21 protein-coding genes are annotated in these 21,971 nt (G+C 59.4%); 17 read left to right on the top strand and 4 right to left on the bottom strand.

The window, feature by feature from the left end; genetic code table 11:
* Positions 1-125: 125 nt before the first annotated feature.
* From ACR0KL_RS00300 to ACR0KL_RS00345, 10 genes are all read left to right on the top strand, one after another.
* Positions 126-3,545, top strand: a complete 3,420-nt coding sequence (locus ACR0KL_RS00300) for an indolepyruvate ferredoxin oxidoreductase family protein (protein WP_480776525.1) — start codon at positions 126-128, stop codon at positions 3,543-3,545.
* Positions 3,546-3,625: 80 nt separating this feature from the next.
* Complete coding sequence (locus ACR0KL_RS00305; RefSeq protein ID WP_170675985.1) at positions 3,626-4,504, top strand: lysophospholipid acyltransferase family protein; 879 nt, start codon at positions 3,626-3,628, stop codon at positions 4,502-4,504.
* A gap of 8 nt (positions 4,505-4,512) precedes the next feature.
* Complete coding sequence (locus tag ACR0KL_RS00310) at positions 4,513-5,322, top strand: aspartate/glutamate racemase family protein (RefSeq protein ID WP_170641465.1); 810 nt, start codon at positions 4,513-4,515, stop codon at positions 5,320-5,322.
* A gap of 94 nt (positions 5,323-5,416) precedes the next feature.
* The gene (gene argC, locus ACR0KL_RS00315; protein ID WP_480776526.1) at positions 5,417-6,445 is read left to right on the top strand and encodes an N-acetyl-gamma-glutamyl-phosphate reductase; all 1,029 of its coding nucleotides are present in this window, start codon (positions 5,417-5,419) and stop codon (positions 6,443-6,445) included.
* A 7-nt stretch (positions 6,446-6,452) separates the two neighbouring features.
* On the top strand, positions 6,453-6,899 hold the full coding sequence (gene ccmE / locus ACR0KL_RS00320) for a cytochrome c maturation protein CcmE (RefSeq protein WP_170467093.1): 447 nt from the start codon (positions 6,453-6,455) through the stop codon (positions 6,897-6,899).
* A 150-nt stretch (positions 6,900-7,049) separates the two neighbouring features.
* Complete coding sequence (locus ACR0KL_RS00325; protein WP_170675987.1) at positions 7,050-7,661, top strand: holin-associated N-acetylmuramidase; 612 nt, start codon at positions 7,050-7,052, stop codon at positions 7,659-7,661.
* Positions 7,652-8,227, top strand: a complete 576-nt coding sequence (locus ACR0KL_RS00330; protein WP_170675988.1) for a holin family protein — start codon at positions 7,652-7,654, stop codon at positions 8,225-8,227. Before ACR0KL_RS00325 ends, ACR0KL_RS00330 begins: the two co-directional genes overlap by 10 nt.
* A gap of 75 nt (positions 8,228-8,302) precedes the next feature.
* Positions 8,303-10,267 (top strand): heme lyase CcmF/NrfE family subunit, encoded by a 1,965-nt coding sequence (locus ACR0KL_RS00335; RefSeq protein WP_170675989.1) that lies wholly within the window; start codon positions 8,303-8,305, stop codon positions 10,265-10,267.
* A complete protein-coding gene (locus ACR0KL_RS00340; RefSeq protein WP_170641474.1) occupies positions 10,264-10,719 on the top strand; it encodes a cytochrome c-type biogenesis protein in 456 nt (151 codons plus the stop codon). The genes ACR0KL_RS00335 and ACR0KL_RS00340 overlap by 4 nt, the downstream gene beginning before the upstream one ends.
* A gap of 74 nt (positions 10,720-10,793) precedes the next feature.
* Complete coding sequence (locus ACR0KL_RS00345; protein ID WP_480776527.1) at positions 10,794-11,570, top strand: enoyl-CoA hydratase-related protein; 777 nt, start codon at positions 10,794-10,796, stop codon at positions 11,568-11,570.
* A 1-nt stretch (position 11,571) separates the two neighbouring features.
* Here ACR0KL_RS00345 and bmt read toward each other — a convergent pair whose 3' ends face one another.
* Positions 11,572-12,585: a betaine--homocysteine S-methyltransferase gene (bmt, locus tag ACR0KL_RS00350; RefSeq protein ID WP_170641478.1), complete on the bottom strand. Its 1,014-nt coding sequence runs from the start codon at positions 12,583-12,585 to the stop codon at positions 11,572-11,574.
* A 121-nt stretch (positions 12,586-12,706) separates the two neighbouring features.
* Positions 12,707-13,024: a DUF1476 domain-containing protein gene (locus tag ACR0KL_RS00355; protein ID WP_170373627.1), complete on the bottom strand. Its 318-nt coding sequence runs from the start codon at positions 13,022-13,024 to the stop codon at positions 12,707-12,709.
* Between the two features lie 276 nt (positions 13,025-13,300).
* Between ACR0KL_RS00355 and purC the strand changes: the two genes are divergently transcribed.
* The 7 genes from purC (at position 13,301) to ACR0KL_RS00390 (ending at position 20,186) form a co-directional block, all read left to right on the top strand.
* Positions 13,301-14,056, top strand: a complete 756-nt coding sequence (gene purC, locus ACR0KL_RS00360; protein ID WP_170467720.1) for a phosphoribosylaminoimidazolesuccinocarboxamide synthase — start codon at positions 13,301-13,303, stop codon at positions 14,054-14,056.
* 235 nt (positions 14,057-14,291) lie between these two features.
* Complete coding sequence (gene purS / locus ACR0KL_RS00365; protein ID WP_170374301.1) at positions 14,292-14,522, top strand: phosphoribosylformylglycinamidine synthase subunit PurS; 231 nt, start codon at positions 14,292-14,294, stop codon at positions 14,520-14,522.
* 4 nt (positions 14,523-14,526) lie between these two features.
* Complete coding sequence (locus ACR0KL_RS00370; protein ID WP_480538629.1) at positions 14,527-15,570, top strand: zinc-dependent alcohol dehydrogenase family protein; 1,044 nt, start codon at positions 14,527-14,529, stop codon at positions 15,568-15,570.
* An 11-nt stretch (positions 15,571-15,581) separates the two neighbouring features.
* Positions 15,582-16,250 (top strand): phosphoribosylformylglycinamidine synthase subunit PurQ, encoded by a 669-nt coding sequence (gene purQ, locus ACR0KL_RS00375; RefSeq protein ID WP_480538627.1) that lies wholly within the window; start codon positions 15,582-15,584, stop codon positions 16,248-16,250.
* Positions 16,251-16,319: 69 nt separating this feature from the next.
* Positions 16,320-18,062 (top strand): ATP-binding protein, encoded by a 1,743-nt coding sequence (locus ACR0KL_RS00380; RefSeq protein WP_170675992.1) that lies wholly within the window; start codon positions 16,320-16,322, stop codon positions 18,060-18,062.
* A 14-nt stretch (positions 18,063-18,076) separates the two neighbouring features.
* Positions 18,077-19,411 (top strand): sigma-54-dependent transcriptional regulator, encoded by a 1,335-nt coding sequence (locus ACR0KL_RS00385; protein WP_170373631.1) that lies wholly within the window; start codon positions 18,077-18,079, stop codon positions 19,409-19,411.
* A 256-nt stretch (positions 19,412-19,667) separates the two neighbouring features.
* Positions 19,668-20,186, top strand: coding sequence for an outer membrane beta-barrel protein (locus ACR0KL_RS00390; protein ID WP_170675993.1), 519 nt, complete (start codon positions 19,668-19,670; stop codon positions 20,184-20,186).
* A 6-nt stretch (positions 20,187-20,192) separates the two neighbouring features.
* On the opposite strand, the gene ACR0KL_RS00395 is transcribed toward ACR0KL_RS00390, so the two are convergent.
* Together ACR0KL_RS00395 and ACR0KL_RS00400 are read right to left on the bottom strand one after the other, a co-directional pair.
* Positions 20,193-21,380 carry a pyridoxal phosphate-dependent aminotransferase gene (locus ACR0KL_RS00395; protein ID WP_480776528.1) on the bottom strand — a complete coding sequence of 396 codons (1,188 nt, stop codon included), beginning with the start codon at positions 21,378-21,380 and terminating at the stop codon, positions 20,193-20,195.
* 57 nt (positions 21,381-21,437) lie between these two features.
* A complete protein-coding gene (locus tag ACR0KL_RS00400; RefSeq protein ID WP_170675995.1) occupies positions 21,438-21,782 on the bottom strand; it encodes an MmcQ/YjbR family DNA-binding protein in 345 nt (114 codons plus the stop codon).
* Between the last annotated feature and the right edge of the window lie 189 nt (positions 21,783-21,971).

Here is a 21,971-nt window from a genome sequence, read left to right on the forward strand (position 1 = left end):
TAACAAGTTCCACAATCAAACCATGAAATCCTTGGGATTCAGGGGATAATGGCTATACAGGTCAATAATTATGACCTAAAATGCGTGAATATAAAGCACACTGATCTGACGAGGGGAGACGTCTGATGAGTCAGCCACACATAACGCTGAACGACCGCTTCGATCTTGAGAAATCACCCGTTCTTTTGAACGGAACACAGGCGCTTGTGCGTCTGATGTTGATGCAGAAGGCCCGCGATCAACAGGCCGGGTTGAACACCGCCGGACTGGTGACAGGCTATCGTGGCTCACCTTTGGGTGCGGTGGATCAGCAGATGATGCGCGCCCAGCGCTATCTGGCTGAAAGCGATGTGACCTTTCAATACGGCTTGAACGAGGATCTGGCTGCCACCGCGCTTTGGGGCAGCCAGCAGGCGGGCCTGCGCGGCGATGGCCGGTATGACGGCGTCTTTGGTCTTTGGTACGGCAAGGGGCCGGGGGTTGACCGGTCGGGCGATGTGATGCGTCACGCCAATATGGCGGGCACCGCGCAACATGGCGGTGTGCTGATGGCAATGGGGGATGACCATACAGGCGAAAGCTCGACCGTGTTGCACCAGTCGGAGTGGTCTCTGGTCGATATGTATATGCCCGTGGTCAGCCCTGCAGGCGTGCAGGAGATTTTGGACTACGGCATTTACGGCTTTGCGCTCAGCCGGTTTGCCGGTGTCTGGGTTGGTCTGAAAACAATGAAGGACACGATTGAGGTGACCTCGGTCGTCGATGGCAGGCCCGACCGGATGGGCGTCGTGATCCCCGAATTCGACATGCCCGAAGGTGGCTTGAACATCCGTCTTGGCGATACGCCGCATCTGCAAGAGGCCCGCGTGATCGACTACAAGCGTTTCGCGGCCGAGACGTTCTCGCATGCCAACAAGCTGGACAAACGCGTCTGGGGCAAGCCGGGGGCCAAGATCGGGTTCGTTGCGGCGGGTAAAAACTGGCTGGACCTGACCCACGCGCTGTCTTTGCTGAACATTGATGAGGCCGAAGCAGAACGGCTGGGCATCACAACTTACAAGATCGGGCAGACGTTCCCGCTGGATATGGCCGGGTTCCATGATTGGGCCGAAGGACTGGACCTGATTGTGATCGTTGAGGAAAAGCGCAAGCTGATCGAGGTGCAGGTCAAAGAAGCGATCTTTGACGACCGCCGGGGTCGCCGCGTTTATGGCTGGTACAAGGGCGGCGCCGGAACGCTGCATCGTGAGGAGTTGTTCCCCACACGCGGCGCATTGGACCCTATCATGATTGCCGAAAAGCTGGGTGACATCCTGATTGAAGAGGGGCGCGAAACGGATGGCGTCCGCGCAGGCCTCGCCAAACTGTCAGAGGCGCGGCGTGCAGACAACGCGCAAGAAATCGCGACGCGGTTGCCCTATTTCTGCTCGGGCTGTCCGCACAACAGTTCAACCAAAGTGCCAGAGGGTAGCCGCGCCTATGCAGGCATCGGATGCCACTACATGGTGCAGTGGATGGATCGGGAGACGACCGGCTTCACTCAGATGGGCGGCGAGGGTGCGAACTGGATTGGTGAGGCTCCGTTTTCGACCACCAAACACGTGTTTCAGAACTTGGGTGACGGTACGTATAACCACTCCGGCGTGCAGGCGATACGCGCGGCGCTGTCGGCGGGCACCAACATCACCTTCAAAATCCTGTTCAACGATGCGGTTGCGATGACTGGCGGGCAGGGGAACGAAGGTGATTTGACCGCTGAACGGATCGTGGACGAGGTGAAGGCCATGGGCGTGCAGCATGTGGCTCTGGTCTATGATGAAAAGGAAGACGTTAACCTTGGGGCTCTGCCGTCGGGTGTAGAGAGCTTTGAACGCGCTGAGTTGATGAAAGTGCAGGATCGGTTCCGCGAAATCGAGGGCGTCTCGGTCATCGTCTATGTCCAGACCTGCGCGGCTGAAAAACGCCGTCGCCGCAAGCGCGGTGAGTTTCCGGACCCGGACAAGCGCGTCTTCATCAATACCGATATTTGTGAAGGTTGCGGTGATTGCGGGGTGCAGTCAAACTGCGTCTCAATCGTGCCCAAGGAGACCGAACTGGGCCGCAAACGCGCGATTGATCAATCCAGCTGCAACAAGGATTTCTCGTGCCTGAACGGGTTCTGTCCGTCCTTTGTCACTCTGGAAGGGGCAAAGATCCGGAAAGAGGCGACCAAACAGCTTGATCTGCCCGATCTGCCCATACCTGAACTGCCGCAAATCAAGGGTACGCATAATGTGGTTATCACCGGAATTGGTGGCACAGGTGTCGTGACCCTCGGAGCTATTCTGGCGCAAGCGGCGCAGATCGACGGCAAAGGCGCGGGTATGATGGAGATGGCCGGCCTCGCCCAAAAAGGCGGCGCGGTTCACATCCATTGCCGTCTGGCGAACAGGCCGGAGGATATCAGCGCCATTCGTGTCGCAACCGGCGAAGCGCATGCGCTGATCGGCGGTGACCTCGTGGTCTCGGCCGGGGCAAAAACCCTGGGTCTGACACGGTCCGGACAGACCGGCGCAGTGGTCAACAACCACAGCACGGTGACCGGTGATTTCACCCGCGATACCGAATTCCGCATTCCGGGCGACCAGTTGGAGCTTGCGCTGCAAGCGCGGCTGAAAGACGGGGTGAGCCTGTTCGATGCGACCGATCTGGCCAAGATCGTGATGGGCGATTCGATCTACTCCAACATGATGGTCTTCGGCGCTGCATGGCAGCGCGGGACTCTGCCCGTCAGTCATGAGGCGATCATGACTGCGATTGAGCTGAACGGAACCGCCGTAGAACGCAACAAACGGGCCTTTGACGTGGGTCGGTGGGCGGTTCTGCACCCGGAGGAAGCGCAGGCGATGCTGGCACCTTCCGTTTCGGAATTGCCGAAGACCCTGGACCAAATGATCGACTTCCGGGCGCAGCACCTGACCGACTACCAGTCGACCCGACTGGCGAAACGCTATCGCAAGCTGGTGGACGGTATTGCAGATGAAACGCTGCGCGAGGCCGTGGCAAAAGGTTATCACAAGCTGTTGTCTTACAAGGATGAATACGAAGTCGCGCGCCTGTTGCTCACCAGTCGGGACAAGGCTGTTGCCGAGTTCGACGGTGATTTCAACATGACCTTCCATCTGGCCCCACCCATTTTTGGTGGGGAGGGTAGCAATGGCAGGCCGCGCAAGCGTGCCTTTGGAGAATGGATGCTTGGGCCTCTTAAACTGTTGGCCAAGTTGAAGAGTTTGCGCGGCACGCCTTGGGATATCTTCGGCTACTCAGCCGAGCGGCGGATGGAACGCGCGCTAATCAAACAGTACGAACAGGACATGAAAGAGGTCCTGCCTCTGGCAACGGACGACACGCAGGAGGCGATTGTTGCACTGGCCCGTTTGCCACTGGATATCCGTGGTTTTGGCCCTGTTTTGATGCAAAACGAAGCCAATGCGGCCAAGCGGCGCGAGGAGCTGCTGGCAACGATCCGCAGCGGCGGGCCCGAGATGCGCGCTGCGGCGGAATGAGGCGTCACAAACCTGTCACCTTCGCTAGGCAAAATCTCCGCTTAACGTATAATGCAGGCAGTTAGTTCCGGAGTCTTCAGATGCCCTCGCGCCGTCATGTCGTTCGAGACATTTCTTATGCCCATTCCGCCGAAACCAAGGGCGGTCGGATGGTCATCAAGCTGATGGAAAACACGACAGGCCGCATGCGCCTGATCAAGCGTGCGGACGGGTATGAACATGACGTCGCCAAGGGGCGCGATTTCTGGGCCGTCATGGTCGAACGCTACGGGCTGACGCTGGATGTTGCAGGTGGGGCGCTGTCGAATATCCCGAAGGACGGCCCTCTGATCCTGATTGCCAATCACCCTTACGGCATTCTGGACGGATTGATGATGGGGCATATCCTGTCTGAAACGCGCGGCGATTTTCGGATTCTGGCCCATCGCGTGTTCCGCAAGGCAGAAGATCTGAACCGCATCATCCTGCCGATCTCTTTTGATGAGACGAAAGAGGCGATGAAGCTGAACCTTGAGACCCGCAAAACCGCCTTGAACTATCTTGGCGACGGTGGGGCGATCGGGATCTTCCCCGGCGGCACCGTCAGCACGGCCCTCACGCCGTTCGACCACCCTATGGACCCTGGTTGGCGGGGCTTTACCGCTCGGATGGTCGCCAAATCGAACGCGACAGTGGTGCCGGTTTTCTTTGACGGCCACACCTCTCGTCTGTTCCAGATCGCCAGCCATTTGCACAATACTCTGCGGATGGGTTTGCTGATCAAGGAGTTCAAGAAACGCGTCGATACCCCTGTGAAAGTCGTGATCGGCGAGCCGATTACCCGTGATGTTCTGGACCCACTCAGCAAGGATAAGCGCAAGATGATGGATTTCCTGCGCAAAGCCACGTATGAGCTGTCTCCGACACCGCTGAAGTCTTATGACTACGGCTATGAATTTGAGGAACGGCATCGCGCCTGAAGGGGCTAATGGCAGTAGGTATCTTTGATTCCGGTTTGGGCGGTCTGACTGTCCTGAACGCCGCGCAGCAACGGCTGCCTGACGTGGATTTCCTGTATTACGCGGACAGTGCGCATGCGCCTTACGGCGTGCGCGATGCCGAGGATATCTATCAGCTAACCCGCAAGGCGGTCTACGACTTGTGGGATCGCGGCTGCAATCTGGTGATTCTGGCCTGCAATACCGCCAGCGCGGCTGCCCTGCGTCGGATGCAGGAGGAGGGCGTGCCAGAAGGCAAGCGCGTTCTGGGGGTCTTTGTCCCTCTGATCGAGGCGCTGACCGAGCGGCAATGGGGCGATAACTCTCCGCCGCGCGAAGTGGCCGTCAAGCATGTGGCCTTGTTTGCAACGCCCGCCACTGTCTCCAGCCGCGCCTTCCAGCGGGAACTGGCGTTCCGTGCGATTGGTGTGGATGTCGAGGCACAGGCCTGCGGCGGCGTGGTCGATGCCATTGAAGACGGCGATTTGATTCTGGCCGAAGCCCTTGTGCGCAGCCATGTGGACGCGTTGAAGCGCAAGATGCCCGAACCTCAGGCGGCCATCCTGGGCTGCACGCACTACCCTTTGATGGCCGAGACGTTTCAGGCCGCTCTGGGTGCGGATGTTCAGGTGTTCAGCCAGGGCGATCTGGTGGCTGAAAGCTTGGCCGACTATCTGCAACGCCACCCGACCATGCTGGGTGAGGGAGAAGGCGGCTACCTAACCACCGGCAAGCCCGGTTTTGTCAGCGATCGGGCGACGCAGTTCCTCCGACGACAAATCTCGTTTGCGGCGGCCTGATTTAGGTCAAGGACGCCATCCTTTTGATTTTCTAAATCCAAGACCGTCACAGTGGCGGTCATGATATGTGACACATGCAAAGAAGAGGTCTGACATGACCCATAATATCGCAATTCTGGGCGCCTCAGGCTATACTGGCGCTGAACTGGTGCGGCTGATCGCCGAGCACCCGAACATGGATATCGTTGCGCTGGCGGCGGAACGTAAGGCGGGCCTATCGATGGCTCAGGTCTTCCCGCATCTGCGCCACATGAACCTGCCGGATCTGTGTAAGATTTCTGAAATCGACTTTTCCCAGATCGACCTGTGTTTCTGCGCTTTGCCGCATAAAACCAGTCAGGAAGTAATCCGGGACCTGCCGAAGAATCTGAAGATCATCGACCTTTCAGCCGATTTCCGGCTGCAGGACGCGGATGAGTACGAAAAATGGTACGGAAACCCGCATAGCGCGTTGGAGCAGCAGGAAGAGGCGGTCTATGGCCTGACCGAGTTCTATCGTGACGACATCCGGACCGCACGGCTTGTGGCCGGTACGGGCTGCAACGCGGCGACCGGACAGTATGTGTTGCGGCCGTTGATTTCAACCGGTGTGATTGATCTGGATGACATCATCCTCGATCTGAAATGCGCCGTGTCGGGCGCTGGCCGCTCGTTGAAAGAAAACCTGCTGCATGCCGAGCTGAGCGAAGGCGCGAATGCCTATGCCATAGGTGGTACGCACCGCCATTTGGGTGAGTTCGATCAGGAGTTCTCTAAACTGGCTGGGCGCACGGTGCATATCCAATTCACACCGCACTTGATCCCGGCGAACAGGGGTATTCTGGCAACCTCCTACGTGAAGGGCGACCCGCAGAGCGTTTACGAAACGCTGGCGAAAGCCTATGCTGACGAGCCTTTCATTGAGATTCTGCCGATGGGCGAAGCGCCCTCGACTCACCATGTGCGGGGATCGAATTTCTGCCATATCGGTGTTGTTGCGGATCGGATTGAACGGCGTGCTATTGTGATCGCCGCTTTGGATAACCTGACAAAAGGTAGCAGCGGACAGGCCTTGCAGAATGCCAACCTGATGTTAGGTGAGGATGAAACGCGAGGGCTGATGATGGCCCCCTTGTTCCCGTGAGGACGGTATGAAAACGCTCAAGAAACGTCGTCGAGTTCAGATCATTCTGGTGGCCGTAGCGGCCCTGGCGGTGTCGACGGCGTTGATTGGGTATGCGATGCGCGATGGCATCAACTTCTTCCGCTCGCCCAGCCAGGTGATCGCTGAGCCGCCTGCGCCGACCGAGGTGTTTCGCATTGGTGGTCTGGTCGAAGAGGGCTCGATCGTGCGGGGGCAGGGCGAAACGGTGCGCTTCGTGGTCACCGATGGCGGAGAGAGTGTTCCCGTGGCCTTTACCGGGGTTCTGCCGGATCTCTTCTCGGAAAATGAGGGTATGGTTGGGACGGGTCGCTATGTGAACGGTGTGTTTGAAGCGACTGAAATTCTTGCAAAACACGATGAGACCTATATGCCGAAAGAGGTCATGGATGCCTTGAAGGAACAGGGCGTTTACAAGGATCCCGGCGAAAGCTGAACGCAGCTGCGCTGCGTGCCTTCGGCGGATGTATTTTTGAACAGAAGCAGCAGGGCGTTGCGTGCAGATGGCAGGCGGCGCTCTGTTTCGTTTGGGGTTGTTAATGAGTTTGCAGGATCGTTCCCTCGACTGAAGCAGGTGGGGGTCGTGATGCAGACGGTTCGACAGATTGCCGAAGAGATTGTACGTCGGGAAGGCGGGTTTGTGGATGATCCGGATGATCCGGGAGGAGCCACAAATTTCGGCGTGACCATTCACACGATGCGGCGTTTGGGCTTGGATTTGACGCGGGACGGGGTGGTTGATGCCGCGGATGTACGGGCGCTCAGCCGCGCGCAGGCCATTGATATCTTTGTGCAGCATTATTTTGAGATACCGGGGATCGCTGCTTTGCCTGAGGCGCTGCAGGCCAGCGTGTTCGACATGTATGTGAATGCGGGCGCGCAGGCGGTGCGCATTTTGCAATCGCTGTTGGTGAAGATGGGTTTTGGCGTTGTGGTGGACGGGGTTATCGGCCCACAAACCATAGGCGCTAGTCAGGACGCGGCGCACCCGAACCCGGTTCAGTTGCGGGACGCTTATGGGGTGGCGCGGCGGAACTATTACTTTCGGCTCGCAGATCGGCGCCCCGCGTCGCGAAAGTATGCGCGTACCCGTGCGGGCGGGAAAGGCGGTTGGATCAGACGGGCGGAAGAGTTCCTGTCTGATCGCTATCACTTGAGCGATGAGGCGTTTGCAAGGAGGGTTGCGAGATGGGATTGATCTCGGGCGTTTTGGGTTTCTTATTCGGTGGTGGGCGTAACGTGGTGCGCGAGACTGCAGAGGTCTTTCAGGAAAACGCCGACGCGGGCGCTCAACGCAGGATGGTGGCGCAAACTCAGTCTATGACGCAGTTCGGGGCTGAGTTTCAAAGGCCGCCCAAAGGAATGTTCGACCGCTTCATGGATGGGTTGAACCGGCTTCCGCGCCCGGCCTTAGCGCTGGGAACACTGGGCTTGTTTGCTGCCGCTATGATCGATCCGATCTGGTTTTCGGCGCGAATGCAGGGGATTGCGCTCGTGCCCGAGCCTTTGTGGTGGTTGCTGGGCGTGATTGTCTCGTTCTATTTCGGGGCGCGGCATCAGGCGAAATCGCAGGATTTGCAACGCGAGATCTCGGCCGTGATGGCGCGGACACCGACAGTTCTGGCCAACCTTGATGCGCTTGGAAATATGCGCAGCGACCGACCCGGTGTGGCTGATACGGGGTCGGATGCGCGCTTGGCGCAAGAAAGCCTGCTGGCCGATGAGAACCCGGCGTTAGAGGATTGGCGACGCGAAAGGGGCTGAGTTGCGACACTATGTGCCCCGAAATCAAACGAAAGTGGTTGGCGATTACCGTGCCTCCGGCATATATCCTGCCCTATGGTTACAGAGCTAGGTCACTTCGCGCTAATCCTCGCCTTTTTCGTCGCTATCGTGCAAAGCGTGGTGCCCCTGATCGGGGCATCGAAACGCTGGGCTGGATGGATGGCGTTTGCGGAACCGGCGGCAATCTCACAATTCCTACTGACGGCATTTTCCTTTGGAGCGCTGGTTTGGGCGTTCACCACTTCGGATTTTTCGCTGAGGATCGTGGTTGAGAACAGCCATTCGGCGAAACCGATGATCTACAAGATCAGTGGGACTTGGGGGAACCACGAAGGCTCGATGCTGTTGTGGGTGCTGATCGTGACCCTGTTCGGCGCAATGGCCGCGTTTTTCGGCGCAGGCCTGCCACCCACGTTGAAAGCGCGCGTGTTGGCTGTGCAGTCGGCTGTGGCCGTAGCGTTCTTCGCTTTTATCCTGTTTACCTCGAACCCGTTTGATCGGCTGGCGATTGCTCCGTTCGATGGGCGCGATCTGAACCCGCTGCTGCAAGACCCGGGCTTGGCGTTCCACCCGCCGTTTCTGTATTTGGGCTATGTCGGTCTGAGCATGGCGTTTAGCTTTGCCGTGGCCGCATTGATCGAGGGTCGTATTGATGCCGCCTGGGGCCGCTGGGTGCGGCCGTGGACCCTGGCCGCCTGGGTGTTTCTGACCATTGGGATCGCACTGGGGTCATGGTGGGCCTATTATGAGCTTGGCTGGGGCGGTTTCTGGTTCTGGGATCCGGTCGAGAATGCCTCGTTCATGCCATGGCTGCTGGCGGCGGCGCTATTGCACTCGGCCATTGTCGTGGAAAAGCGCGAGGCGTTGAAGAGCTGGACAATCCTACTGGCGATCATTGCCTTCGGATTCTCGCTGATCGGGACCTTCATTGTGCGCTCGGGGCTTCTGACCTCGGTTCATGCCTTCGCAACAGATCCAGAGCGGGGCGTTTTCATTCTGTTGATCCTTGTGTTCTTTATCGGCGGTGCGCTGACGCTGTTTGCGGCGCGGGCGCAGGCGATGGAGGCGAAGGGCGTCTTTGGCATGGTCAGCCGGGAGAGCGCGCTGGTCGTGAACAACGTGCTGTTGGCCGTCAGCTGTTTCGTGGTGTTCGTAGGCACCATGTGGCCGATGGTGGCCGAGATGATGTTTGACCGGAAACTCTCGGTCGGACCTCCGTTCTTTAACGCGGCCTTCACGCCGTTCATGGTACTGTTGGGGCTGGTCCTGCCGGTTGGCGCAATGTTGCCGTGGAAGCGCGGCAAGCTTGGCAAGACAGCGTGGTTTCTGCGTTATGCGTTTGTGCTGGCCGTCGCCCTTGGCGTGCTGGTCTGGGCGATGCAAACGGGACGCAGTGCTTTGGGGCCCGTGGGTCTGTTTCTGGGCGCATGGATCACCTTCGGCGCCGTTCTCGATTTGTGGAGCCGGACAGGACGAAACGGCAGTCTGAAACGCCTGTTCCGCCTGCCGGGGGCCGATTGGGGCAAGGCGGTTGCCCATACGGGGCTGGGTGTGACCATCTTCGCCATCGCCGGTCTGACCGCATGGGAGGTTGAGGATATCCGCGTCGCCCAGCCGGGGCAGCCCTTCGAGGTTGGTCAATTCACCCTGACGCTTGAGGATGTCGATCGCGTGCAAGGGCCGAATTATTTCTCGACCATGGCGGATGTGAAGGTGGAGACCAACGGGCGCATGATCGGGACGCTGCATCCCGAAAAACGCGACTATCCGGTTGCGCGTATGCCCACCACCGAGGCGGCGATTGACTACCGGGTCATGCGAGATCTCTACGTTGTAATCGGGGACCAGCAGGCGGATGGGGGCTGGGTCTTGCGGACCTATATCAAACCCTTCGCCAACTGGATCTGGGCCGGATGTCTCATGATGGCATTGGGTGGCGTCCTCAGCCTCTGCGATCGTCGGTTCCGGGTTGCGGCTGGCGCGCGCAAAGCGCCTTCCGCCGGAGTACCCGCAGAATGAAACGTCTGATCCTGATCCTCATGCTGTTGGCGGCACCGGGCTTTGCAGTGCAACCGGACGAGGTGCTTGACGATCCGGTGCTGGAGCAACGCGCCCGCGACCTCAGCACCGGGTTGCGCTGTCTGGTGTGCCGAAATGAGAGCATCGACGAAAGCAACGCAGATCTGGCGCGCGACCTGCGCTTGCTGGTACGCGAAAGGCTCGTGGCCGGGGATACGGATGAAGAGGCGATCGCCTTCATCGTCGACCGCTATGGTGAATATGTGCTGTTGAAGCCCACGGTTACGGGCTCGAACCTGATGCTGTGGTTGGCCGGGCCGATCATGTTGCTGATTGCCGCCGGTGTCGGCTTGGTCTTTCTGCGCAACCGAGCCAAGGCGCAAGCGCTGGGTGAAAGCGACGGGCTGAGCGACGCCGAAAAAGAGCGCCTGAGCCAAATTCTGAAAGACTGACGCGTGGTTCCGCTTTTCCTCGGCCTGTGAATGCGGCAGTGTCCGCTCACGCACAGGCGCGAGGGAGAGCTTTAATGGACTACGAAACGATCCTGCTGGACATCACGGACGGGCTGGCGGTGCTGACGCTGAACCGCCCCGACAAGATGAACGCGCTGACCACGCAGATGCGGGCCGAGATCACCCATGCGATGAAACACGCGGCCCGAAATGCACGGTGCATCGTATTGACCGGGGCCGGACCGGCCTTTTGTTCCGGGCAGGATCTGGGCGATGCGTCCTCGACCGGAAAGATCGATCTGGAACGCTCGCTGCGTGATGAATATGAGCCGATGCTCGAGACCATCCATGACAGCCCGGTGCCCACGATTGCCGCCGTCAACGGACCTGCAGCCGGGGCGGGGGCCAACCTTGCGCTCTGTGCCGATGTGGTGATCGCGACCGAGAGCGCCTATTTCCTGCAGGCCTTTTCCCGCATCGGCTTGCTTCCGGACGCTGGCGGTACATGGTTCATGCCGCGCCAGATGGGGCTGGCCAAGGCCATGGGGGCCGCGTTGTTTGCTGACAAGATCACCGCGCGTCAGGCCGATGATTGGGGGCTGGTCTGGGAAGCGGTCGCCGATGATGCGTTTGATGCCCATTGGCGCAGCCGGGCCGCACATTTGGCCCAAGGTCCGACGGCGGCCTATGGCGCGATCAAACAGGCGCTCCGCGGTACCTACGAAAAGACCTTGCCACAGCAATTGGCGACCGAGGCGCATTTGCAAGGTGAATGTGGACGCTCGCGCGATTTTGCCGAAGGCGTGGTGGCCTTCATGGAAAAACGCCCCCCGAAATTCGAGGGACGCTAACTCAGGCGCGGCGGCGGCGGCGGGTGCGCCGCTCGGGCGCGGCATCGTCGCCGGTCCCATCCGAGGCGGATGAGAACGGTCCAAGCGCATCCGTGATCTGATCAAGCGTCGGGCGCGCGCCACGTTCTGTGCTGTCCAGAGCTGCACGCATTTTCTCAAGATGCGCGGGCATAGTGCCACAGCAGCCACCGATGATCTTTGCACCTGCGTCGCGGGCCATCACAGCATAGTCGGCCATCAGATCAGGCGTGCCGTCATAGTGAATGTGACCGTCGACATATTTCGGGATCCCCGCATTGCCTTTCGAGATCAAGGGCCGCTCGGTCCCTTGCGCGGTGAACCCAAGTACAGTGCGCAGGATGTCCGACGCTCCGGTGCCGCAATTCGCGCCAAACGCAATCGGAGGGTTGGGCAGTGTTTCGACCAGAAGGGCCAGATCAGCCGAGGTGACGCCCATCATGGTGCGCCCGGCAGTGTCAAAGCTCATGGTGCCGCACCAGGGCATATCCGCCAATGCGAAGGCCTCGGCTGCGGCGCGGAACTCCTCGGGGGCGCTGATTGTTTCGACCCACAGAACATCGACGCCGCCGTCTTTGAGGGCCTCAGCCTGTTCGTGGAACATCTCGACCGCTTCGGAATGCGACAGGCTTCCGACTGGCTCCATGATCTCACCGGTTGGCCCAACCGAGCCGGCAACCACGATGGTGCGTCCGGATTTGTCTGCTACCTCACGCCCGAGTTCAGCGCCAATGCGGTTCAGCTCACCCACGCGGTTCTGCGCATCATGCAGCTTGAGCCGGGCCGAGGTGCCACCGAAGGTGTTGGTCAGAAACAGATCGCTGCCCGCATCGACCGAGCCCTGATAAAGCGCGCGGATCTTGTCCGGCGCATCCACGTTCCACAGCTCGGGTGCGTCGCCCGATTGCAGACCCATGTTGAACAGATTTGTTCCGGTCGCACCATCGGCCAGAATGGCCTCTTTGGTCTCGAGAAGCTGGGTCAACGCATTTGTCATGGGCTTGGTCCGACGTGTTTGGCGCTAAGCGCCCGTATGAATATGAGACGCCCCGTGTCTCATGACCGGGGCGTCAAATCAAATTCATATTACTCATGAAGATCATGAGGTGGCCGGAGGCTTAGTCCGTCTCGCTCATGACCTGAGCTTTGGCTTCGGGCAGAAGCTCGGCCATTTTGGCGCGGATTTCGTCATCTGAGGATAGACCGCCCAGATCGGCAGAGACCTTGCGGACGACATCTTCGTGGCCTGCCTCTTCCATATCGGCGATCACGACAGTTTTTGCGTAGTCGTCCGCGTCAGAGCCGGTTTTCCCAAGCTTTGCCGCCGCCCAAAGGCCTAGCAGTTTGTTGCAGCGGGCCTGGGCCTTGAACTGCATCTCTTCGTCATGGGCAAACTTGGCTTCAAAGGCGTTTTCGCGTTCGTCGAACGTGGTCATTTTATTGGGACCTCATAGCGTGGACATTCCTCATCTAGATAAGAAACGAATTTCGGAATGTATAGCGAAAATGGGCTTTGCGCGACCAAATGCGCTGTGTTGCTGCACGCAGGCTGTTTGGACAGGTTCTGAGGGGGCGCAATACAGTGTGGGGAGCTATTCAACAGCGCAGGCTCTAATGGAAAGCAACCAGACAACTTGCGGGTTGAGGCGGGCTGCTCTATGAGGGCCGCAGCCGCGCGATCTGCGCGTGTTGCCGATATGGAAGGGGCCCCGATGGCGCGTCGCAAGAAAATCTACGAAGGCAAAGCCAAGATTCTGTATGAAGGCCCCGAACCGGGCACAATCGTGCAGTACTTCAAGGATGACGCAACCGCTTTCAACGCGGAAAAGAAAGACGTGATCGACGGCAAAGGCGTTCTGAACAACCGCCTGTCCGAGTTCTTCATGAACGGCCTGACCCAGATCGGTGTTCCAAACCACTTCATCCGCCGCCTGAACATGCGCGAGCAGCTGGTGCGGAATTGCGAGATCGTCCCTCTGGAAGTGATCGTGCGCAACTATGCAGCGGGTACGATGTCCAAACGTCTGGGCATTGCAGAGGGCACGCAGCTGCCGCGTCCGATTGTCGAATACTGCTACAAGGACGACTCTCTGGGTGATCCTCTGGTCACCGAGGAACATATTGCGGCCTTTGGCTGGGCCAGTCAGCAGGACATGGACGATATCCTCAGCCTCGCACTGCGCGTGAATGACTTCATGAGCGGTGTTATGCTGGCCGTGGGCATTCGACTGGTCGATTTCAAAATCGAGATCGGCCGCGTATTCGACGGTGATTACCAGCGTCTGATCGTGGCTGATGAGATCAGCCCCGACAGCTGCCGCCTGTGGGATATCGAAACCGGCCAGAAGCTGGATAAGGATGTTTTCCGCCGCGATCTGGGCAACCTGACCGACGCCTATTCCGAGGTCGCGCGCCGCTTGGGTGTTCTGCCGCAAAGCAACGTGACCAAACCGACGCTGATCAACTGATCTCGGCGTCTGCCTGACAAAATTGGAAAGCGCCGCCTCCGATTGGGCGGCGCTTTTCTTTTGAGGGCAGGGTATTCCTTTCGACCCGAAACACCCGCGCGGCCCGATTTGAGGCACACCCTCTGGTAGCTTTTCAATCTTCGCTTCAAACAGGGTTGTCCCAAAGGCACAACCGCGCTATCCCCCGCGCAACGAAATGGGCCTGCGATCGTGGCCCTCAGGTGGAGTTGCGAAGATGAAGGCACGGGTGCATGTGATGCTCAAGAATGGGGTGCTGGACCCTCAGGGTGAGGCAGTCCGCCACGCATTGGGCGCCATGGGCTTTGATCAGGTAGAAGGTGTGCGCCAGGGCAAGGTCATTGATCTGGAACTCGCCGAAGGCGCGACCGAGGCGGACGTGACCGAGATGTGCGAAAAGCTGTTGGCCAACACCGTCATCGAACGCTACGAGATCGAACTGGTCTGATTGGATGCGGGCAGCGCGTCTGATCACTTATCGCCAGCCGCTGGAGCTGACCACCATTCCCGACCCTGAACCGGCCGAGGATGGCGTTGTCGTCCGAGTGTTGGCCTGCGGCGTCTGCCGGTCGGATTGGCATGCGTGGTCGGGGTCGGACCCGGATGTGATCCTCCCGATGACACCCGGCCATGAATATTGCGGCGAGGTTGTTGCGGTGGGCAGCCGCGTCCGCCGTTGGAAAGTCGGTGATCGGGTGATTGCGCCTTTCATTCTAGCCTGTGGTCATTGCCAGGACTGTGCCCAAGGCAATCAAACCACCTGCGCCGACCAGGTCGTGCCGGGGTTTACCTGTGACGGTGCGTTCGCCGAGTATATTGCGGTTGCGCATGCGGATGCCAATCTGACGGAACTGCCCGAGACACTCGCGCCCGAGATCGCGGCGGCGCTGGGATGTCGGGTTACGACCGCGTGGCAGGCGCTGGTTGGTCGCGCTCAGCTGCAGGGCGGCGAATGGCTGGTCGTGTTCGGCGGCGGCGGAGTAGGCGTCTCGACCCTGTTGTTGGGCAAGGCGCTTGGCGCACGGGTGGTTGTCGTCGATATTTCAGACGACAAGCTGAACTATGCCAAATCTCTGGGCGCGGATGCGGTTGTAAACGCGGCAACATGCGATGCGCCCGATGCGGTGAAAGAGATCACTGGCGGTGGTGCCCATGTGGCGATTGAGGCGCTGGGGATTGAAGCCACGACCGTGGCGTCGATGCGGTCCCTGCGCAAACTGGGCCGCATGGTTCAAATCGGCATGCCTGCGGGCGATCATGCTGCTATGACGCTGCCGATGGATGTGCTCTATTCCGGTCAGCTGTCTGTATATGGAACACGAGGGATGCCTAGTTGGCGCTATCCATCGCTTCTGTCGTTGATCACGGGGTCGGATCTTGATCTCAGCCCGCTCGTGACACGACACGTATCTCTGAACCAGGTGAGTGAAGAGCTTGCCGCTTTCGACGCTCCTGCGCCTCCGGGTGTGGCGGTTGTCACTGATTTTACTTGCTAGGAGGGTTCGCCATGCGCGCAGCCGTCATCGTATTCCCCGGATCAAACTGCGACCGGGACCTTGCCGTAGCCTTTGAACAGGCCGGCTTCGCCGTTGACATGGTCTGGCACAAGGATGCCGCGCTGCCCGAGGGGGTCGACATCGTCGGCGTTCCCGGTGGCTTCTCTTATGGCGACTACCTGCGCTGTGGGGCCATCGCGGCGCAATCGCCGATCTGCAAGGCTGTGGTCGATCATACCGAGCGGGGCGGCTATGCCGTTGGCATCTGTAACGGGTTCCAGATCCTGACGGAAACCGGAATTCTGCCCGGCGCGCTGCTGCGCAATGCCGGTCTGAAATACATCTGCAAAACGGTCGGCCTGAAGGTTGAAACCAGCGACAGCGCCTTTACGCAGGGCTACAATGCAGGCGACGTGATCGGCATTCCGATTGCCCACCATGACGGCAACTATTTTGCCGATGATGCCACCTTGTCCGCGCTGAAGGATCAGGACCGGATCGCGTTCACCTATACCGAGAATCCAAACGGCTCGGTTGGGGATATCGCGGGCATCCTCTCGGAAAACCGCCGCGTTCTTGGCATGATGCCACACCCCGAACGTGCAGCGGATGAGGGGCATGGCGGCACCGACGGGACGGCATTGTTCCGCGCATTGTCCGGCGTTCTGACCCCGGCGTGACTTGAGGTCGCCGCTCTGCCCGCGTAACTTTCGGGAATGAGTTCAAGCCTTCACTCAATCAAGGACAAGATGATCCGTCCATTTCGCGGCGCCCCGTTGGGGTGGCGGCTGCGTGTGGCTGTTATTCTGGTCCTTCTGACCGCCGTTGCGACGATCTGGGTGACGAACCGGTTGCTGACCGACCGGTTCACCGAGTCGACGCGCAACCGTGCTGAACTGCGCCTTGCCCTGTATTCCGGCAACCTCCTCAGCGAATTGCGACGCAACGCGATTGTGCCGCAGCTTCTGTCGCGGGACCCGACGCTAATCTCGGCACTGCAATCCAGTGACTACCTCTTGTCCAGCCAGCGTCTGATCTCTTTCGTTGAAGAGATCGGGGCCGCGTCATTGATGCTGATGGACGGGGATGGGGTGACGGTGGCAGCCACTGACCGAAACCGCTTGCTCGAAGGGCATCGCAATGCGCCCTATTTTGTGGACGCAATCCGCTCGAACGCGACGATTTTCACGGTCAGCCCGCGCGAAACCGGCGACTACAGCTTTATTTACTCCCGCAGGATTGAGGCGAATTCCGAAATCCTCGGCGTGATCGTGGTTGAGGTCGACCTACAGAAATTCGAACGCGCCTGGGCCGGGATTTCTGATGCCGTGCTGGTGCGAGACAGCACCGGCAACATTATCCTGTCGACCGAGCCGCAATGGCGTGGGCTGGACGAAAGCTCGGCCATGCTGCGGCAGACGCCGGAAAGTGCGATCCAGCGCGCGCTGCGGGCGACGGCCGATTGGTCTGCGTTGCCGCCGGATGGCTATCTGGAAGGTGAGGCCGTCATACGGCTTGAGACTCGCATTCCGTTCCGCGGTTGGCAGATGGCCTCATTCACCACTTACGACTCGATCCGTGAAAAGGTGAACAGCGTGCTGGCGCTGGAAATCATGGGCTTTGCGATTCTCCTGGCGGCAGCGTTCTATCTGCTCAGCCGTCGCGCCGCGTCGCGCGTGGTTTTGTTTCAACGCGAGTCGGCAGAGCTTCGCGCATTGAACGCGAGGCTGCAGCGGGAAATCGCTGAGCGCGAACGGGTTGAAAAGACGTTGGATTTGGCGGAACAGACGCTTGCGCAAAGCTCGAAACTGGCCGCCTTGGGTGAGATGTCGGCGGCGGTAAGCCATGAGCTTAATCAACCTCTGGCTGCAATGAAAACCTACCTTGCCGGGGCGCGTCTGCTGCTACGCAGAAACCGACCGGAAGAGGCCCTCGCCAGCTTTGGTCGCATTGATGGTCTTATCGAGCGGATGGGCGCGATTACCCGGCAGCTGAAGTCTTACGCGCGGAAGGGGGCAGATGCGTTTTCGCCTGTAAACCTTGGCGAAGCGCTGGCCTCGTCACTGTCGATGATGGAACCTCAACTGCGGCAGCGCCATGTGAAGATTACTCAGATCCTGCCCGAAGACCCTGTCATTGTTATGGGCGACCGGATGCGGATCGAGCAGGTGATGGTCAACCTCTTGCGCAACGCGCTGGACGCCACCAAATCTGTAGCAGAGCCTGATGTCGAGATCATCCTGGCAGCGGGTGACATGGCGGTGCTTACCGTGCGCGACAACGGGTATGGTATCAAGGATATCGAGAGCCTGTTTGAGCCCTTCTACACCACCAAGCAGCCCGGTGACGGGGTCGGGCTAGGGCTTGCTATCTCGTCGGGGATCGTGAACGACCATGGCGGACGGCTGACCGCACGTAACGGCCAGAAGGGTGGCGCTGTTTTCGAGATGCAACTGCCACTGGGAAGCGACGGCCTCCAGGCCGCTGAATAACACGAGGGAATACTATGGCACAGGCCATGAAAATCGCCATTGTCGATGACGAACAGGACATGCGCCAGTCGATCAGCCAATGGCTGGCGCTGTCGGGATATGACACCGAAACCTTTGCCAGCGCCGAAGATGCGCTCAAGGTTCTGGGGCCGGACTATCCGGGGATCGTGATCTCGGACATCAAGATGCCGGGTATGGACGGCATTCAATTGCTGAAAAAGCTGATGGGGGCCGATAGCACGCTGCCCGTTATCATGATAACCGGTCACGGTGATGTGCCAATGGCGGTTGAGGCGATGCGCGTTGGCGCGTTTGATTTCCTTGAAAAGCCCTTCAACCCAGACCGCATGTCGGAACTGGCAAAACGCGCCAGCAACGCGCGGCGTCTGACGCTGGACAATCGCGCCCTGCGGCGCGAGCTATCGGGTGGTACGCAGATCATGAACAAACTGATCGGCGCCAGCCCGGTGATGGAGCGTCTGCGCGAAGATATCCTCGATCTGGGGCAGGCGGACGGCCATGTACTGATCGACGGAGAGACAGGTACTGGCAAGACGCTGGTGGCGCACGCTCTGCACGCGGTAGGCAGCCGCGCGGGCAAGAAGTTCGTTCTGGTCTCCTGCGCGGCGCTGGAAGAAGAAGTGCTGTCCAAACGCCTGTTCGGCCCGATGATGCCCGAGGATGCGCAGCTTCCCGCGATTGAAGAGGCGCGCGGTGGCACGCTGGTGCTGGAAGACGTTGAAGCGTTGAGCGACACATTGCAGGCCCGCTTGCTGAGCGTGATGAACGAGCAGGGCACCCCTGCGGAAACGCGGATCGTCGCAATCTCGAACCTGCAAGAGGCCGGCAAGACCTCCGAAGACGTTCTGCGTCCGGACCTGTTCTACCGTCTGGCCGCTCTACGCATAACCATGCCGCCTCTGCGACAGCGAGGTGAGGATATCCTGACGCTGTTCACACGCCTTAGTGAGCAGTTCGCAGAGGAATATGGCTGCGACGCCCCTCAGGTCAGTGCGCAGGAAGCGGCGCAACTGTTGCAAGCCCCTTGGCCGGGCAACGTGCGGCAGTTGATCAACATCGCTGAACGCGCGGTGCTGCAATCGCGGCGTGGTTCCGGGACGATTGCGTCCTTGCTGATGTCCGATCACGAGGAAATGCAGCCGGTCATGACCACCGAAGGCAAACCCCTGAAGGAATACGTGGAAGCGTTCGAGCGGATGCTGATCGACAACACCATGCGCCGCCACAAGGGTTCGATCGCGTCGGTGATGGATGAGCTTTGCCTGCCGCGCCGGACGTTGAACGAGAAGATGGCCAAATACGGTCTGCAGCGGTCCGACTATCTTTAAGAACAATGCAGGCGCTTATTCAACGCTCCGATCACTCAGGTGGTCGGGGCGTTTTTTATGGTGAAAAGGCTCGCGCTGGGTTTTTGAACGTATCTTAAAGAGATTTTAACCCGTTATAGGGGAAATCTGTTATACTGCATTCACTTATCGTTGATGCAGATTTGAATCTAGCAGTGGCGTTCCTAGGTTAAACACTCAAATACGCGGGTGTTTGGTCCGCAAAAAAACCGGCGATGCGCCTAATTTGGAGACGTGTATGAAGCCCCTCTCGGCCCTTATTGTCGCTGCGACGATAGCGATGACTGGTCCGGCCTCGGCCGAGGACTGGACGGGGGCCTATGCGGGGTTCAGCTTTGGCTATGCGGATGCGGACGGGTCCGGCGGCGCAGGTGGCAACGATACCGTTTTCGGACCCCATGTCGGGTATGACCGCGATTTCGGCGCCTTCGTTCTGGGCGGTGAGCTGGAGTATAACCGCCTGTCCCTCAACCTTGGTCAGGATCAAGGCAGTGTAGATAGTATCACCCGGCTGAAGTTGCGGGGTGGGTATGATTTTGGCGCGGCAATGGGTTATGTCGTGGTCGGTGCGGCGCGTGTTGAAACCTCGGAAGAGAATGACACAGCGGCGGTTTATGGCATCGGCATTGCCTATCCCATCGGAGACAACTTCGTGATCAGTGGCGAAGCGTTGCGGCAGGATTTTGACGATGTCACCCGCTCGGGCGGTGGGTTGGACACGAATATCTTCAACCTGCGTACAACGTTCCGGTTCTAAGCGCCTTCACTCAGCGGCTTGCTGACCTGCCATTTCGGACGCGAAAGCACAGATCGTCTTCAGAGCCGTTTCGAAGCGGTCATCATCGATGGTCATGGCAACCCGCACGTGTCCTGCAGCGGCTGTACCGAAGCTCTCTCCGGGCATGACGGCAATCGCGTGTTTATCGAGAAGGGCATTTGCAAACCCCTCACCGGTCAGACCGGTCGCACGGATATCCAACATCAGGTACATGGCGCCATCTGCAGGGACGAGGCCGATGGTATTCTGTTCGGCCAGCACCTGTAGCGCGCGGGTCCGGCGACGACGGAAGGGGGCTGCTATTTCATCTTCGAGTGTTGTGCCCGCGTTCAGGGCAAAGCGCGCGGCATCCTGAATGAAGCCTGGGACGCCATAGGTGGTGTGGGTGGCGAGATTGATGAGGTGGCTGATGACCTCTTCCGGGCCAATAACCCAGCCGCAACGTGATCCCGTCATGGCATGGGATTTCGACATGGACCCGACGACCAGCGTGCGGTCGGCCATACCGGGCAGGGCACGCGGAGACAGATGCGCGCCCTTCCATACCTGCGTGTCGTAAACCTCATCCGAGATCAGCCATAGGTCGCGCCTCTGGCACAGCTCAGCGATGTCCTTCAGTGTCTCGGGTGAATAAACCACTCCGGTCGGGTTGTTCGGCGTGTTGATCAGCAACGAGACCGCACCATCGGCCATGGCCTCGGTCTGTTCGGCACGCGGTTGAAAGGCATCTTCAGCCGTGGTCTGAACCGCCCGCGCCACAGTGCCGGTTCGGCGAATGGTGCCGGGATAGGTGGCGTAGTAGGGGTCAAGGAACAGCCCGACATCGCCGGGGTTGCACACAGCCATATGAGCCGCAAACAACCCCGCCTGTCCGCCCGGAGTGATCAGGACATTGTTTCGGGTGGTTGATACTCCGGTCCGGGTCTGAACCCGTGCGGCAACCGTGTCGCGCAGCAGATCGGTGCCGGGTACCATGGCATAACCGGTATGGCCGTCGCGGGCCAATCGGTTCATCGCATCCAGGATCGAGGCATCGGTGCCGATGTCATGTTCGCCGATTGTCAGCTGCGTCACGGCGTGGCCTTCGGCGACCATGCGGCGCGCGCGATAGAACACATCCCACCCGTCGCTGCCGCCTCCGGTGATCTGCGTGATGCGATCTGACAGTTTCATGATCTTGCCTCGGTTTGTATTTGTGGCGACAGGGGCAGAGCGATCCGAAATTGTCAATCAGCTTCGCGCAGGAAGGGTGGCCTGAACCTTTTTCGTGAGCGATGCACGCACCAGATCGTAAGAGGCGGCAAGGCGGTAGCGCATTTCGTCCTCATTCGCGTCAAAGGGCAGGCGAACCCAGCTGCGGTGGAAATACGGGGCTTTCACACCGACACCCGCATCGATCAGCATCTGCGCGGTTTCGAAATCGGGTGTTTTGACCGACACGCCATCATTGGCGGTCCCGATACAGGCGAACATCTTATCGCCGACCTTCCACGCATCATGCCCGCCGCCCCAGGGGTCCGACCATTCGGCCCCCGGCAGGTCGCGACAAATAGAGTTGACGAAATCCCGGCTCATGCGCGCAGAGTGCTGGAGAAGACGCGCGAACTCAAGCCTTGGCTTGGCGCGTGACGCATGTTATGCCCAGCGGATGGACCGGATGATCTGCACCATTATCTGCTGCATTACCTGCTGAATTCTCAAGCGGGCCGGTTTCTTTCGTTTTCATCCCTGAGACAAGTTGCTAAGCCCGCGCCAACGCGCAAG

The organism is Ruegeria sp. C8 (assembly GCF_056537565.1).

Bases quoted from the DNA above. Each gene is read 5' to 3' on its own strand.
- ACR0KL_RS00385 (WP_170373631.1), top strand. From the start codon at position 18,077: ATGGCACAGGCCATGAAAATCGCCATTGTCGATGACGAACAGGACATG.
- bmt (WP_170641478.1), bottom strand. From the start codon at position 12,585: ATGACAAATGCGTTGACCCAGCTTCTCGAGACCAAAGAGGCCATTCTG.
- purQ (WP_480538627.1), top strand. From the start codon at position 15,582: ATGCGCGCAGCCGTCATCGTATTCCCCGGATCAAACTGCGACCGGGAC.
- ACR0KL_RS00370 (WP_480538629.1), top strand. From the start codon at position 14,527: ATGCGGGCAGCGCGTCTGATCACTTATCGCCAGCCGCTGGAGCTGACC.
- argC (WP_480776526.1), top strand. From the start codon at position 5,417: ATGACCCATAATATCGCAATTCTGGGCGCCTCAGGCTATACTGGCGCT.
- ACR0KL_RS00390 (WP_170675993.1), top strand. From the start codon at position 19,668: ATGAAGCCCCTCTCGGCCCTTATTGTCGCTGCGACGATAGCGATGACT.
- ccmE (WP_170467093.1), top strand. From the start codon at position 6,453: ATGAAAACGCTCAAGAAACGTCGTCGAGTTCAGATCATTCTGGTGGCC.
- ACR0KL_RS00325 (WP_170675987.1), top strand. From the start codon at position 7,050: ATGCAGACGGTTCGACAGATTGCCGAAGAGATTGTACGTCGGGAAGGC.
- ACR0KL_RS00400 (WP_170675995.1), bottom strand. From the start codon at position 21,782: ATGAGCCGGGATTTCGTCAACTCTATTTGTCGCGACCTGCCGGGGGCC.
- ACR0KL_RS00305 (WP_170675985.1), top strand. From the start codon at position 3,626: ATGCCCTCGCGCCGTCATGTCGTTCGAGACATTTCTTATGCCCATTCC.
- ACR0KL_RS00380 (WP_170675992.1), top strand. From the start codon at position 16,320: ATGATCCGTCCATTTCGCGGCGCCCCGTTGGGGTGGCGGCTGCGTGTG.
- ACR0KL_RS00355 (WP_170373627.1), bottom strand. From the start codon at position 13,024: ATGACCACGTTCGACGAACGCGAAAACGCCTTTGAAGCCAAGTTTGCC.
- ACR0KL_RS00340 (WP_170641474.1), top strand. From the start codon at position 10,264: ATGAAACGTCTGATCCTGATCCTCATGCTGTTGGCGGCACCGGGCTTT.
- ACR0KL_RS00335 (WP_170675989.1), top strand. From the start codon at position 8,303: ATGGTTACAGAGCTAGGTCACTTCGCGCTAATCCTCGCCTTTTTCGTC.
- ACR0KL_RS00345 (WP_480776527.1), top strand. From the start codon at position 10,794: ATGGACTACGAAACGATCCTGCTGGACATCACGGACGGGCTGGCGGTG.
- purC (WP_170467720.1), top strand. From the start codon at position 13,301: ATGGCGCGTCGCAAGAAAATCTACGAAGGCAAAGCCAAGATTCTGTAT.
- ACR0KL_RS00395 (WP_480776528.1), bottom strand. From the start codon at position 21,380: ATGAAACTGTCAGATCGCATCACGCAGATCACCGGAGGCGGCAGCGAC.
- ACR0KL_RS00310 (WP_170641465.1), top strand. From the start codon at position 4,513: ATGGCAGTAGGTATCTTTGATTCCGGTTTGGGCGGTCTGACTGTCCTG.
- purS (WP_170374301.1), top strand. From the start codon at position 14,292: ATGAAGGCACGGGTGCATGTGATGCTCAAGAATGGGGTGCTGGACCCT.
- ACR0KL_RS00300 (WP_480776525.1), top strand. From the start codon at position 126: ATGAGTCAGCCACACATAACGCTGAACGACCGCTTCGATCTTGAGAAA.
- ACR0KL_RS00330 (WP_170675988.1), top strand. From the start codon at position 7,652: ATGGGATTGATCTCGGGCGTTTTGGGTTTCTTATTCGGTGGTGGGCGT.